Source organism: Streptomyces sp. S6, assembly GCF_054880855.1.
In genome coordinates, this window is the sequence record NZ_JBTYMC010000004.1 from 1 (window position 1) to 14,517 (window position 14,517).

The window sequence follows — 14,517 nt, forward strand, 5'->3', positions numbered from 1 at the left end:
CCGCGAGGGCGACGGCGCTACGGGCGTGCCGGTCCTGGGCACTGTCCGCCAGCGCGGACCGCAGCCAGTCGGGGAAACCCCGGTCCGCCGTCGACCTGCGCCACTGCTCCCTGTGCCTGCTCCAGCAGGACGTGCGCGTTCGTTCCGCTGATGCCGAAGGAGGAGACCGCCGCGCGGCGCGGACGGCCGGTCTCCGGCCAGTCGATGCTCTCCTGGAGAAGGCGGACGTTCCCGGCGGACCAGTCGACGTGCGGGGTCGGCTCGTCGGCGTGGAGGGTGCGCGGGAGTTGGCCGTTGCGCATGGCGAGGACCATCTTGATGACGCCGACGACGCCCGCGGCCCAGTTGGTGTGGCCGATGTTGGACTTGACCGAGCCGAGCCACAGGGGCTGGTCCTCGGGCCGGTCCTGGCCGTAGGTCTCGATCAGGGCGCCCGCTTCGATGGGGTCGCCGAGGGGGGTGCCGGTGCCGTGGGCCTCGACGGCGTCGACGTCGCTCGGGGAGAGGCCGGCCTTGGCGAGGGCGGCGCGGATGACCTTCTGCTGGGCGACGCCGTTCGGCGCGGTCATGCCGTTGCTGGCGCCGTCCTGGTTGATCGCGCTGCCGCGTACGACGGCGAGGACGGGGTGGCCGTTGCGGCGGGCGTCGGAGAGGCGTTCCACAAGGAGCATGCCGGCGCCTTCGGCCATGGCGAATCCGTTGGCCTGCGCGGAGAACGCCTTGGAGCGGCCGTCGGGGCAGACACCACGCTGGCGGCTGAAGTAGACGGGCCAGGCGAGGTCGCCGAAGATCCACACGCCGCCGGCCAGCGCGAGGGAGCACTCGCCCGCCTGGAGGGCCTGCACGGCGAGGTGCAGGGAGACCAGGGACGAGGAGCAGGCGGTGTCGACGGAGACGGCGGGGCCTTCGAGGCCGAGCGTGTAGGCGACGCGGCCGGAGGCGACGCTGCCCGCGATGCCGGTCTGGAGGTGGCCCTCGTAGGTATCGGGCAGGGCGTTGCCGTAGCCGGAGTGGGTGGCGCCGACGAAGACGCCGGTGTCCGAGCCGCGCAGGCCGGTCGGGTCGAGGCCCGCTCGTTCGAGGGTCTCCCACGCGAGTTCCAGCAGGAGTTGCTGCTGCGGGTCCATGGCGGTGGCCTCGCGGGGCGAGATGCCGAAGAACGCGGCGTCGAAGTCGCCGGCGTCGTGGAGGAAGCCGCCTCGGGAGCAGTAGTGGGTGCCGGTGTGCTCGGGGTCGGGGTCGTAGAGCTGCGCGAGGTCCCAGCCCCGGTTGGCGGGGAAGGGGGAGGTGGCGTCGGTGCCGGTCTTGAGGAGGTCCCAGAAGTCCTCGGGTCCGGTGACGCCGCCGGGGGTGCGGCAGGCCATGGCGACGATCGCGATCGGGTCGTCGTCCGTGCGGGTGGTGCGGCGCGGGGTGGGAAGGCCGGTCTCGGGTGCTTCGCCGAGGAGGTGGGCCTTGACCGAGCGGACGAGTGCCTCGGGGGTCGGGTAGTCGTAGACGAGGCTGACGGGGAGGGTGAGTCCGGTGGCGGCGACGAGGCGGTTGCGCAGGTCCACGGCGGTCAGGGAGTCGAAGCCGATCTCCTTGAACGTGTGGCGGGGGTCGGTCTCGTCGGCGGAGGCGTGTCCGAGGGACGCGGCCACGTGTGCCTGGACGAGGTCCGTGAGCAGTGCGGTGGCCTCGGTCCCCGACAGTCCTGCCAGGCGTTCGCGCAGTTCCGCGGCGCCGGCGGGGGTCCTGGTGCGGGTCGAGGGGGCCGCGACGATCTGGCCGGTGGCGTTGAGGAGGGTGCCGGTGGCGTCGAGCCAGTAGCGGGTGCGCTGGAAGGCGTAGGTGGGGAGTTCGGCGACGGGGGTGGCGGGCAGGAGCGTCGGCCAGGTGATGTCGACGCCGCCGCAGTGGGCCTCGGCGAAGGAGTGCAGGAGCCGCAGGGGGCCGCCCTCGTCGCGGCGCAGGGTGCCGGTGACGACGGGGGTGACGGGTTCGTCGTCGGGGTGGGTGCGGTCCTCGAAGATCTCGCCGACCGTGCCGACCAGCAGGGGGTGCGGTGACGTCTCGACGAAGACGCGGCAGCCGGCATCGGCGAGGACGCGGATCGCGGCGTCGAACTCGACGGTCTCGCGCAGCCCGGCGTACCAGTACTCGGCGTCGAGTTCGGGGCCGGTGAGGACCTGTCCGCTCATCGTGGACACCATCGGTATCCGGCCGGGTCGCGGGGTGATCCCGGCGAGCCGCTGCGCGAGGTCGTCCCGGATGCGTTCGACCTGCGGGCTGTGCGAGGCGTAGTCGACGGCGACGGTGCGGGTGCGCAGCCCTTCTGTGGCGCAGACCTCGGCGAAGGCGTCGAGGGCGGTGAGGTCGCCGGAGACGACGGTGGCGTTCGGTCCGTTGACGACGGCGACGCCGAGCGCGCTGTCGTGGCGGGCGAGCAACTCCCGTACGACGGTGGCGGGGGCGGCGATCGAGAGCATGCCGCCCTCGCCGGCCAGCGCCTCCAGGGCGTGGCTGCGCAGGGCGACGGTGCGGGCGGCGTCGGGCAGGGAGAGGATGCCGGCGAAGGTGGCGGCGGCGATCTCGCCCTGGCTGTGTCCGACGACGTAGTCGGGGGTGACTCCGGCGTTCTCCCAGAGCGCGGCCAGGCTGACCATGACGGCCCACAGGGCGGGCTGGACGACGGCGGCGGACTCCAGCGCGGGTGCGCCCGGGGCGCCGGCGAGGACCTCGTCGAGCGTCCAGTCGACGTAGGGGTCCAGTGCGGCGGCGCACTCGGCGAGGCGCGCGGCGAACACGGGTGACGTGGCGGCGAGTTCGCGGCCCATGCCGAGCCACTGGCCGCCTTGTCCGGGGAAGACGAACGCGGTCTTGCCGCGGGCCGCCGAGGCCGAGGCGGTGACGAGTCCAGCGGCGGGTCCGCCGTCGGCCAGCGCGGTGAGCCCGGCGAGGAGTTCGTCGCGGCCGGTGCCGGTGATCGCGGCGCGGTGCTCGAACGTGGCGCGGGTGGTGGCGAGGGACCAGGCGACGGCCGAGGGGGTGAGGTCGGGACGCTGGTCCAGGTGCGCGGCGAGGCGGGCCGCCTGTTCGGCGAGGCCGGCGGGGGTGCGGCTGGAGAGGAGCCAGGCGGTCGGTTCGTCGGGGGTGGCCGTCTGCTCCGCGGCGGTGTGGCTGGAGATCAGCGACGCCGTCCGGTTCTCCGGCGTCACCGAAGGGGTGGGGGCCTGTTCGAGGATGGTGTGGACGTTCGTCCCGCTGATGCCGAAGGAGGAGACGCCGGCGCGGCGGGGGCGGTCCAGGTCGGGCCAGGGGCGGGCCTCGGTCAGGGGGTGGACGGCGGCGGCGGTCCAGTCGACGTCGGCCGTGGGGTGGTCGATGTGCAGGGAGCGGGGCATGACGCCGTGGCGCAGGGCCATGACGGTCTTGATGACGCCGGCCACACCGGCGGCGGCCTGGGTGTGGCCGATGTTCGACTTGACGGAGCCGACGTACAGGGGGCGGCCGTCGGGGCGGGTGCCGCCGTAGCCGGCGATCAGGGAGCGGGCCTCGGTGCGGTCGCCGAGGGGGGTGCCGGTGCCGTGGGCCTCGACGACGTCGATCTCGCCGGGTTCGAGGCCCGCGTCGGCGAGCGCGGCGTGGATGACGGCGCGCTGGGCGCGGTCGTCGGGTGCGGTGAGCCCGTTGCTGGCGCCGTCCGAGTTGGACGCCGTACCCCGGATGACGGCGAGGACGCGGTGGTTGTTGCGCTGGGCGTCCGAGAGGCGCTCCAGCAGGAGGACGCCGACGCCCTCGGACCAGACGGTGCCGTCCGCGTCGGCGGAGAACGCCTTGCAGCGGCCGTCGGGGGCGAGGCCCTTGAGGCGGCTGAAGGCGATGAAGTTGCCGGGGGTCGACATGACGGAGGCGCCGCCGACGACGGCCATCGAGCACTCGTCGCGGCGCAGCGCCTGCGCGGCGAGGTGCAGGGCGACGAGGGAGCTGGACGCGGAGGTGTCGACGGTGACGGCGGGTCCGCGCAGGCCGAGGGTGTAGGAGATGCGGCCGGAGGCGACGCTGCCGGCGGTGCCGGTGAGGAGGTAGCCCTCGATGCCGTCGGGCGCGTCGGACAGGCGGGGGCCGTACTCGCGGGCCTCGGCGCCGACGAACACGCCGGTGCGGCTGCCGCGCAGGGTGGCCGGGTCGAGGCCGGCGCGTTCCAGGGCCTCCCAGGAGACTTCGAGGAGGAGGCGCTGCTGGGGGTCCATGGCGACGGCTTCGCGGGGGGAGACGCTGAAGAAGGCCGCGTCGAAGTCGGCGGCGTCGTCGAGGAACCCGCCGCGTGTGACGTAGCTGCGGCCGGGTGCGGCCGGGTCCGGGTCGTAGAGGGCCTCGACGTCCCAGCCGCGGTCTTCCGGGAAGGGCGAGATGACGTCGCGCTCGTCGGCGACGATCCGCCACAGGTCCTCGGGGGATCTGACGCCGCCGGGGTAGCGGCATGCCATGCCGACGACCGCCAACGGCTCCGGCATGACGGCCTTCTCGGACTCGCTCATTTCTGGTGCTCCCTGGATTTCCCTGCACACGAATCGCGGATCGGCGCACGGCGGGGCAGTCAGCGCACGGCGCCGATCGGCGTGCCGTGTGTGAGTGCGCAGCAGGGCACCATTCGGGCTTGCTTGGTGGAACGCATACGTAGGACCGACCGGACCGGCCGCCGCCCGCGCGCCGTGGTTCTGCGGCGCGCGGGCGGGGCGGTCAGCTCACGCCGAGTTCGGGGGCGGTGACGGTCATGGTGGTGGGGCCCTCGCGGCGGTCGGCGGCGAGGTGCAGTACCTGGATGCCGTCGGCCGCGGGTTCGACCAGGGCGGTCTGCGGTGTCGGTTCGTCGGTGAATCCGGCGAAGCGGTAGGCGATGTCCATCATCCGGTTGCGGTCGGTGCGCCGGAAGTCCGCGACCAGGTGGGCGCCGTTGCGGGCGGTCTGGTCCACGAGCCAGTTGAGCAGCACGGATCCGGCGCCGAAGCTGACGACGCGGCAGGAGGTGGCGAGGAGCTTGAGCCGCCAGAACTGGTCGCCGTACTCCAGGAGGATGACGCCGACGGCGCCGTGGGGGCCGAAGCGGTCGGCGAGGTTGACCGTGAGGACCTCGTGGCTGGGGTCGCTCAGCAGGCCGCGGAGCGCCTCGTCGGAGTAGTGGACGCCGGTGGCGTTCATCTGGCTGGTGCGCAGGGTGAGTTCCTCGACCCGGGTGAGGTCGTCGCCGTCCGCGCGCTTGATCTCCATGACCAGGTCGAGGGAGCGCAGGAACTCCTCGTCGGGGCCGTTGAAGGACTCCTTCTCGGCCTCGCGGCGGAAGCCGGCCTGGTACATCTCGCGGCGGCGGCGGGCGTCCTCGGTGACGACCTCGGGGCTGAACTCGGGGAGGCCGAGGAGTTCGGTGAGCTGGTCGGCGCGGTAGGTGCGGACGTCGGGCGTCCCGAACTCGACCTCGGCGCGCTCGGCGGGCTGGTCGTCGATGAACGCGATGGTCTTGATCGCGAAGTTCAGCTGTTCGGCGATCTTCGTCATGGAGTCGGACTTGCGGCCCCAGTTGATCTGGGGGTGCAGGAAGTACTCGGCGAGGCCGAGTTTCTCCAGGCGTTCCCAGGCCAGGTCGTGGTCGTTCTTGCTGGACACCGACTGGAGGATGCCGCGCGAGTCGAGGGTCTCGATGACCTCGCGGGCCCCTTCGAAGAGTTCGACGTCGGGGTCTTCCAGCAGGGTGCCTTGCCACAGCGTGTTGTCCAGGTCCCAGACCAGGCACTTCACCAGGGTGGGCTTGTCGGACACGGAATCCTCCTGCGAGCTTTGCGTGGGGTTTTGTCCTGCGGTGAGGGTTACCGGGTCAGGGACAGCGCGTGCTCGGCCAGGATGAGCTGGCAGATCTCGTTGCTGCCCTCGATGATCTCCATCAGCTTCGCGTCCCGGTAGGCGCGGGCGACCACGTGTCCGTCCTGGGAGCCGGCCGCGGCGAGCACCTGTACGGCGGTGGCGGCACTGGTCGCCGCGTGGCCCGCGCTGACGTGCTTGGCGAGTACCGCGTTGACGGCCTGGTCGGGGGAGCCGGCGTCCCAGCTGCGGGAGGCGTTCGCGCAGATCTGTGTGGAGACCTGCTCGGCGACCAGCAGGTCGGCGAGGTGGCGGGAGATCAACTGGCGGTCCGCGAGCGGCACTCCGCCCTGCGTGCGGGTCGCCGCGTGCCGGGTCGCGGCGTCGAGGCAGGCCCGGATGATCCCGACGCAGCCCCAGGCGACCGACATTCGGCCGTAGGACAGCGCGGTGGTGAACAGCATGCCCAGCGCCTGTCCGCCGCCGCCCAGCAGGTGCGAGGCGGGCAGCCGCACACCGTCGAGGCGCAGGTTCATGTGACCGGCCGCCCGGCAGCCGAGGGGGCTGTCGACGAGGTCCAGGTGAACACCGGGTGCGTCGGTCGGGACGACAACCGCGGCGCCGACACCGTTCGCGTCGAGTCCGAGGACGATCAGGTAGTCGGCGTAGCGGGCGCCGGTGGTCCACTTCTTCTCGCCGGTGACGACGACCTCGTCGCCGTCGGTGACGACGCTGGTGCGCATGGCGGAGAGGTCGCTGCCCGCGTCGGGTTCGCTGAACGCGACCGCCGCGAGGGATCCGCCGGTGAGGTCTTTGAGGAAGCGGGTGCGCTGCGTCTTGTCGCCGAAGCGGCGGATCGTCGCGGCGGCGATGCCCTGCGAGGTCATGATGGAGCGCAGGGAGCTACAGTGCCGGCCGACGTGTGCGGTCAGCGCGCCGTTGTCGGCGCTGGTGAGGCCGAGGCCACCGAAGGACTCCGGGACCTCCGCGCACAGGATGCCCGCCGCGCCGAGTTCGGCGAGGAGGTCGCGCGGGAGTTCACCGGCCACGTCCCAGGCCCCGGGCTGATCGCCGACCAGCCCGTCGACCAGGGCGAACCGCTCCGCGAGGGTCTCAGCCACCCTGGGTCACGTCCTCCTGCGCGCGCAGCCTGAGCACAAGGTCCGTCATCCGCTGCACGGTGCGGAAGTTGTCGATGTTCAGCTCCGGGCCGACGATCGCGATGTCGTAGGCCTCCTCCAGGTGGACCACGAGCTGCATCGCGAACATGGAGGTGACCAGGCCGGTCCCGAACAGGTCCTGATCGGTCTCGACGGCCGTGCTGATATGCCCGGCGAGAAACGCCAGCAGCGCCTTCTCAATGTCCGGCGCGCTGATCGCCGCGGTCTCGGTGTTCTGGTCAGCGGTCATCGGATCGACCCTCCGTAGTCGTGAAAGCCCTGGCCGGACATGCGGAAACCCTCCGCGCCGCAGGGCGCCGTCACCGGTGCGTGAACGCGGGGACAGTCCTGCCGCCGTCCTGGCCCTCTGAGACGGGGACCACCCCAGCAGTCCGCGCGGGCCCACGACTCGATCACAGCACTGCCCCTGCCGACGGAGGTTTCACCCGCCGTCTGAGGAAACACGCCGACCATAAGGGGGGTCGCGGCGGGAGGAGAAGCAACGGGGTTGAGCACCACTTGATCACCCACCACCTCCAGCACAACAACCGTTCCAGCCACACCCCACAGAACCGACCACCACACCGCCCCGGCTCACAGCACAGCCCGATCCGAATCACGGCACGGCCCGGTGAGAGGCCATCCGCGCCACCCACCCAAACAACCACCGACCTCCCCGCCCCCAGAGGGGCAACCAGTTCCGGCCACACCCCACCACCACGCCGACCCGAATCACGGCACGGCCCGGCCCGGCTCACGGCGCGGACCGGTCTGGATCACGGCACGGCCCGACCCGGACCACGGCACAGCCTGACCCGAATCACGGCACAGCCCGACCCGGACCACGGCACGGCCCGGATCACGGCGCGGCCCGACGAGAGGCCATCCACGCCACCCGCCCAAACAACCACCGACATCCCCTGCCCACCCACCACCGACCTCCCTGCCCCAGAGGGGCGACCAGTTCCGGCCACACCCCACAGAACCCACCACCACGCCGGCCCGGATCACGGCACGGCCCGACGCGACGCCGCCCGCGCCACCCGCCCAAACAACCACCGACACCACCTGCCCACCCACCACCGGCCTCCCTGCCCCCAGAGGGGCGAGCGGTTCCGGCCAGACACACCGATACCCCGACCCGGCTCATGGCACGGCCCGACGAGACGCCGCCCAGCACGACGAGCCTTCCGGACACGCCTCACCGGGCAATCCGGCTCACGGCACGGCCCGACGCGACGCCGCCCGCAGCACCCGCCCGAGCAACTATCGGCGCCCCGCAACTGGCGTTTCCCCACCAGACCGACGCGGGCCCCTCACGTGCCCCACCGCTCCCCCGCGCTCACCGCCAGCTCCTCCCCCATCCCAACAAACACCCCGGAGACCCCCCGTGGGCCCCCTCCAACCCACCCCGCATCCCTCAGCGTGCGGCGGCGCGAGGGCGGGGTGGGGCGGGGATCGGGACGTCGCCGGGAATCAGGTGGGCGGGGTTCCGTCGCGAGGCCCACAGCGGTCTCGGATCAGCGCCGGGGGTCAGGCTGACCTCGGGGATCGGGGCCACGCCGGGAAGCAAGTGGGCGGGGTTCCGTGGCGAGGCCCACACCGGTCTCCGTGTCGATGGCACCCCGCGAGGCGTCCCGCCGTGGATCTCCGGTTCCGGTCCCGGTGGGAAGGAGAAAGGGAGGGGGCGGGCGGCTTGGAGACTCGCGGTGACGCGGATGGCGGTTTGACGGGGACGGTGCTGTGGGTCGTGTTCCGCCTCGTGGTGTGAGCGACCTTGCTCGACACGTTCCGACAAGCCGCGCGTTGGCCGGCCGCAGGGACGCGGCGCCCGCCTCGCGTGCGGCTGACCTGTCGTCAGCACCAAAGGCGCCGCCGAGCCACGTCGGTGTACGCGATGACCTGCGCGTTCCGCGTACTTGACCGGCTACACCACTTAGCGGGACGCCACCGTGCTGTGGCGGGGGTACGTGGGGCTTGCGGGTGTTGGCGAGGCTTGCGGATGCCGGCGGGGGTGGCGGGTGTCGACGGGAATCGCGGGGGTGGCGGTGTTGGCGGGTGTTGGCGGAAGCCACAAGTCCCGGCGCAGCCACGGATCCCAACCGAACCCACAACCCCGGCACGTGCCACGACCCTCAGAGCAGGGCACGCACCACAAACCCCGGCGCAGCCGCAGAATGCGAACGGACCACAAATCCCGGCACAGCCCCAGAACCCGGCCGCACCACGAACCCCGGCACAAACCACGGCGCTCAACACAACCCCCAGAGCCCGGCCCGAACCACAAACCCCGGCACAGCCGCAGAACGCGCACGGACCCGCGAACCCCCGTGCAAGCCGCTGGGCTTGAGAGACGTCGAGGTTCGCGGGTTCGTTGCGTGTGTCTTGAGGTTTCCCCGGCGGTACGGGTACGCGGCCGGCCGCCGGCGTCGTCCCGTCGAGGCCCCCGGGGACGGTCGTCGGGAGGATCAGGGGGAGTATGGCGAGGCCATGGCCCACGTGACTGCGGTCAGTGCCGTGCCGTGCGGACGGCGTCGTCAGACTCGCCCCACGACGGACACGTGCCACTCACCGCCATCAGCGATCAGCACCGCGGCCCGGCACCAGACGTTCACGCGCCGACCGCGACACCTCCCCCGCGCACTAGCGAGCCCTTCCGACCTGCGCCCGCCGCTTCAGCTCCTCCGCGAACTCGTCCCAGATCTGCGAGTTGTGCCGAGAGAGCTGAATGATCAGTTCGATGCAGTGCGAGGGCACTGAGGCAACGATGTCAGTCATGTCCTTGGCCCCCAAGACGTTCTCCTTGAACATCCTCAGCAGCCGCCGCCCCAGCTCACTCTGCCGCAGCGAGGGATCACGCATGAGTTTCTCAAGCGTGGCCGTCAACTGGGGCACAGCCTCGGACAGATTCTGGAACGACCCGGCATCCTTCGGCGAGGCCACTTCCGTGTCGACGGGAGCCTCGGGCCGCCGGACCGGTTCGTCCCCGCGCTCCAGCCGCCGCCGTACGTCGAGCGCCGTCGCGGGCGAGACACCGGCCACCCGGGCGACCTGCCGCAGGGACGCGTCCGGATTCTCCGCGATGAGTTCCGCGACCCGCAGCCGGCCTTTGGCACCGTCCAACGGCCGGACTTTGCCGTCCCGCCCGACCCGAAACTCCGACTTCGGCACGAAATCGGACGAGCGGCGCAACTCGGCCACGGCCCTGGCACCAAGGCCGGTGGACTTCGCGATCGCACGGTCCGACATGTTCGGGTGCGACTTGAGAATCCGCAGCGCCGCCGCCGTGCGATCGGCGTGCGTCAGCGGGAGCCCGTGCTCGACGTTCGCCTCGACACCCTTGAGGAACGCGTCCTCACGGCTGCCATCGAAGAACTCGACGTCGATGAACTTGTGACCCTTGATGGAGGCCGCCATGAGACGGTGAATACCGTCGACGACTCTCATGGTTCTTCGGTCGACAAGAATGGGGGGAAGCGCACAGTCAAGTGCCGCCAGCCGCACCACGTGAGCTTTGTCTTCGCCGCCCAGACGAGGTGATTCACCGGGCAGCACCTGCATGATCGGAACAGAAACAATTCCAGAAGTGACACCCCTGAAACTGTCTACCCCAGCCGGAATTAGATCGTGTTCTACAAGGCTCATCTTTCACCCCCGATGACAACATCGAGCTGCCTACCGCGAACAAAGCTGGAGTCGATGCACTGACCCGATGCCGGTCTATTCACTGGTCAGGCCGAATAGAAGTGCTTGAATCCTTGAACAGGCTAACAGCCCCCACCCCTCCCTCTAGCGGGCGCCATCCGTTTTTGCGACTTCTTTGGGATTTGGCACAGCCTGGCCTTTGTGACATCTTTGAAATTCCTTACGCAAACCTCCACTTACACACTTTCCAGACACTTCGAGTTCACCTCATTTGGGCCCCTTGACCGGATTACGCCGGATAGGTCGCAGCCCCCGACCAGGGCATATGCACAGCCGGCACGGCGCCCACGGCCGGCCGGAAACCCTCACAAGGACACATCACCCACACATCCGAGGGGACGCGGGTGTTCAACCATGACGGCGCACCGGTTGAACACCCGCCGCCGAAGCGGCCGTGCCGCCGACCGCCGGGCAGACGCGCCGAAGCTCCGGCTGACGAGGCATGACTCGTCGGCCGGAGCTTCGATGTACTGGTGACGGCTGCGCGACCTAGGCCGCGGCGCCCGCCTTCTTCGTCTTCCGCTTCTTCGCCGCCGGCTCCTCGTCGGCGGCCGAGTCGACCACCTCGCCGACCAGCACGGCCGGCTCGTCCGACGAGGACTCCTTCGGCACGGCCGGAACGCTCAGGCCGGGCACGGTGAGGTCGGGAACCTTCTTCACCGTCTCCAGGGCCGACTCGATCGCCTCGGCCAGGGTGGGCGACACCGTGTCATCGAATTCTATCTTCGTGACGGCGATATCGGCGTTGGTCGGAAGCGAATCGGAAAGGAAAGCCGCTTCGGTGAATCCGGCATCCCGCAGGAGGTCCGATTCCTCATCGGTGATTTCCCGGCTGAGAACCAGGGAGAATTTGTGCCCCACGTACGTCACCTCTCGTTGTCGCCGCTTATTTCGGAACAGTAACCAGGCCCTGGGGACGACGCAACGTGCGGCCACGTGTCCTCCCTGGAATGTGTACCACCAAACCTGCTGCCCGGCCCCCGTTCAACTGCCCGGACAGGGCAGTTGAGCACCCATGACTAAGTGAGCCATTGCACTAAAGGAATGCACCGCAATGGCTGTGTGACTTAAACGAAGATGAACATCCCGTACCCCCGAACGACAGGGGTGTGCCCGGCGGACGCCGCGCCCGAGGCGGTCACTCCGCCCAGGTCAGGCAGTCGGCGAGCAGCTCGGACGGCGCCGTCGGCGCACCGGCCGGCCGTACGTCCTTCACTCCGCCACGAATGTGCGGTGCGCCCACTCGAAGACCCTCAGTTCACGGTCGTCGACGAGAGTCGTCTCGGCACTGGCCTCGAAGTGTTCATAGCGATTGCCGCAGAGAACCTTGACCTTCTCCACATCGAGATCGGGAACGTAGCGCAGCCGTTCCTCATCAGAGAGGAACGTGCCTGAACCGCCACGAAGGAACACGTTGGGAACGCTCTTGTCGTCCATGACTTTCCTTACTCTCTGGATTTTCGTTCCCCGCACGTACCGCGCCTGTGCGGTTCCGGTGCTCGCCGGGCTTCTCACGGCGCGGCGATTTCGGCACCGGGCACACGCGTCCCTTGGGCGCGGTTCACGGCATGGAAAGGGCCGGGCGCTGTGAGGGGGCGCACCCGGCCCTGGTCTGCATACGGAAACGAGGGGCTTTGCCGTCAACTCGGGGACGGGGGACAGCGCCTAGTACATCGCGGTGGTTCCTGGACTTCGGGAAAAGCCGTATCCACGCATCCCGTCGAACCGGATCACGTGACCGATACTCATTGCCAACCCCCGATACTCGGGCGCCTCACCGAACTTCTTGAGCTGGATCGTAACAACGTGGCCCCGAGCACACCGATGCAGTTGAACACCTCGAACGGCCGGGAATCCGGGTCCTCCCGCACCACCTCGCGGCACCGGCCGCGCAGAGCTCAGAGCACCGTCCAGGTGAACGCCACCTTGTCCCCCGCGTTCAGTTTGAACTGGCAGCCACCCACTGGGGTCGGGGTGCCATTGACGGAGATGTTCCAGTATGCGGTGGCGTCGCTCTTGACGTTCTTGACGGACTCCACGAGATAGTCGTCGAAGGCCGGGTACCACGTGCCGTCCCAGGTGAAGCCGCCCGCGCGGGCCGCGTCGTCGAGTGCGGCCGTGGGGGTCGGCACCGGGGAGGGGTGGGCGCCCGCGTTCGTGCCGTCGCAGGTGTGCGTGCCGCCGGTCGCGGGGGTCACGTCGTGGCCCTGCGTCCTGACCTTGCCCTTGAACAGCGGGCCGTCCGGCCCCTGCACGGTCAGCGTCACCTTGATCGGGGCGTTCGTGCTCGCGGGGGCGGCGAGCTGCCACTCCGTGTTGGCCTGTGCTGTCACCGGGGCGGCGAAGAGGGCGAGGGCGAGGACGGTCGTGCTGATCGCGGTACGGCGCATCTCGGTGCCTTCCTGAACGGAACTCGGATCAACGGCCGTAAGGAGTCTAGGGGTATTAGGGGTCGTACGGGTGGTACGGGTGGTACGGGTCGTCCCCTACCCCTCAGGGCCGATACGGCGCCGTGCTCGCGCGGACGATCAGGTCTACGGGGATGAGGGTCGGGGGTGTTCCGGGGACCGGGTCCGTCTCGATGCGGTGGAGGAGGGCGTGCAGGGAGCGCGTGCCGATCTCCTGGAAGTCCGTGCGGATCGTGGTGAGCGGCGGAAGGTAGTGCGCGGCCTCGGGGACGTCGTCGAACCCCACGATGCTGACGTCCTCCGGCACCCGGCGGCCCGCCTCGTGCAGCGCGCGCAGGATACCGAGGGCCATCTGGTCGTTGGCCGCGAAGACGGCTGTGACCTCGGGGTTCTTGGCGAGTTGCCGGCCGAGTTCGTATCCCGAGTCCGCGCTCCAGTCGCCGACGAGCGGTTCGGGGACGGGTGCTCCGGCCGCCTCCAGGGTCGCCGCCCAGCTCTCGGCGCGGCGGCTCGCGGAGGTCCAGCCGGTGGGGCCGGCGACGTGGTGGACGGTGGGGTGGCCGAGGGCGAGGAGGTGCTCGGTCGCCTTGCGGGCGCCGGAGTGCGCGTCGCAGGTGATCATGGGGGTGCCGTCGCCGAGGTCGTTGTCCATCATGACGAGCGGCAGGTCGAGGTGGGCCTCGGCGAGCGCGGCGGCCATCCACAGCTGGGGGGCGATCGCGATGATGCCGTCCGCGCCCTCGGCCGACAGCCGCTCGACCGCCTCGACGACGGTGTCGGGGTCGGCCGTGTCCAACGCGATGGAGCTGACGAGGTAACCGGCTTCCTGCGCTGCCGTGTTGACGCTGGTGAGGGTGGAGGCGGGGCCGTAGCGAGCGGCGTCGAAGGAGATCACGCCGAGCATCCGGGTCCGTCCGCTGGCGAGTGAACGTGCGCTGCGGCTGGGCCGGTAGCCGAGCGTCCGCATGGCCGCGCGCACCGCTTCCCGGGTCTCCGCCCGGACCGCCGGGTTGTCGTTCAGCACCCGTGACACCGTCTGCTTGCTGACCCCCGCCAGCCGTGCCACGTCCTCCATCACCGGCCGGTTCCCCGCGAAGTTCCGCCGACTGCGACCGCCCCCCTTCGTCCCCGGGCTCTCGCTCGTCCCCGGGTTCTCGGCAGCGCCTCTCGTCATGATGGGTACTTCTTCCCTCGACTGTCCCCCGGCCCACCCGAACACGGGGCTTGGGGCGCCGACGCTGGGGTGGCCGACGGATTCACAGGATAGGACGGGGGTGGGGGGAGGGCGGGGGTGAGGGGATGGTGGGGCCGGCGGGGGTGGCTCCGGAGTACTACGGGTTGTACTGGTCGTACGGGTCCACCCTCGCCAGCCCTGAAGTACTACGGGTCGTACGGGTCCACCCTCG

At 70.4% G+C, this 14,517-nt stretch carries 8 protein-coding genes and 1 pseudogene; all 9 read right to left on the reverse strand.

The genetic code is table 11. From position 1 onward, the window contains the following. Positions 1-17 precede the first annotated feature (17 nt). Positions 18-4,523, reverse strand: a pseudogene (locus ACVNF4_RS00940) (beta-ketoacyl synthase N-terminal-like domain-containing protein); the annotation flags it as partial. A 202-nt stretch (positions 4,524-4,725) separates the two neighbouring features. Then, the gene (locus ACVNF4_RS00945) at positions 4,726-5,799 is read right to left on the reverse strand and encodes an HAD-IIIC family phosphatase (protein WP_461800675.1); all 1,074 of its coding nucleotides are present in this window, start codon (positions 5,797-5,799) and stop codon (positions 4,726-4,728) included. Between the two features lie 47 nt (positions 5,800-5,846). After that, entirely contained in the window at positions 5,847-6,959 is a 1,113-nt protein-coding gene (locus ACVNF4_RS00950; RefSeq protein ID WP_461800676.1) for an acyl-CoA dehydrogenase family protein, read from the reverse strand. Further along, complete coding sequence (locus tag ACVNF4_RS00955; protein ID WP_461800677.1) at positions 6,952-7,248, reverse strand: acyl carrier protein; 297 nt, start codon at positions 7,246-7,248, stop codon at positions 6,952-6,954. The genes ACVNF4_RS00950 and ACVNF4_RS00955 overlap by 8 nt, the downstream gene beginning before the upstream one ends. Before the next feature lie 2,393 nt (positions 7,249-9,641). Beyond that, positions 9,642-10,559 carry a transcriptional regulator gene (locus ACVNF4_RS00960; protein WP_461800678.1) on the reverse strand — a complete coding sequence of 306 codons (918 nt, stop codon included), beginning with the start codon at positions 10,557-10,559 and terminating at the stop codon, positions 9,642-9,644. A 633-nt stretch (positions 10,560-11,192) separates the two neighbouring features. Further along, positions 11,193-11,564, reverse strand: coding sequence for a hypothetical protein (locus tag ACVNF4_RS00965; RefSeq protein WP_461800679.1), 372 nt, complete (start codon positions 11,562-11,564; stop codon positions 11,193-11,195). Between the two features lie 351 nt (positions 11,565-11,915). Then, positions 11,916-12,140: a DUF5988 family protein gene (locus tag ACVNF4_RS00970; protein ID WP_461800680.1), complete on the reverse strand. Its 225-nt coding sequence runs from the start codon at positions 12,138-12,140 to the stop codon at positions 11,916-11,918. Positions 12,141-12,601: 461 nt separating this feature from the next. Further along, positions 12,602-13,093, reverse strand: coding sequence for a DUF4430 domain-containing protein (locus ACVNF4_RS00975; protein WP_461800681.1), 492 nt, complete (start codon positions 13,091-13,093; stop codon positions 12,602-12,604). 103 nt (positions 13,094-13,196) lie between these two features. Then, positions 13,197-14,285: a LacI family DNA-binding transcriptional regulator gene (locus tag ACVNF4_RS00980; protein ID WP_461800682.1), complete on the reverse strand. Its 1,089-nt coding sequence runs from the start codon at positions 14,283-14,285 to the stop codon at positions 13,197-13,199. Between the last annotated feature and the right edge of the window lie 232 nt (positions 14,286-14,517).

Excerpts from the sequence above, each read along its gene's own strand:
- ACVNF4_RS00955 (WP_461800677.1), bottom strand. The coding sequence starts at position 7,248 with ATGACCGCTGACCAGAACACCGAGACCGCGGCGATCAGCGCGCCGGAC.
- ACVNF4_RS00980 (WP_461800682.1), bottom strand. The coding sequence starts at position 14,285 with ATGACGAGAGGCGCTGCCGAGAACCCGGGGACGAGCGAGAGCCCGGGG.
- ACVNF4_RS00970 (WP_461800680.1), bottom strand. The coding sequence starts at position 12,140 with ATGGACGACAAGAGCGTTCCCAACGTGTTCCTTCGTGGCGGTTCAGGC.
- ACVNF4_RS00960 (WP_461800678.1), bottom strand. The coding sequence starts at position 10,559 with ATGCAGGTGCTGCCCGGTGAATCACCTCGTCTGGGCGGCGAAGACAAA.
- ACVNF4_RS00975 (WP_461800681.1), bottom strand. The coding sequence starts at position 13,093 with ATGCGCCGTACCGCGATCAGCACGACCGTCCTCGCCCTCGCCCTCTTC.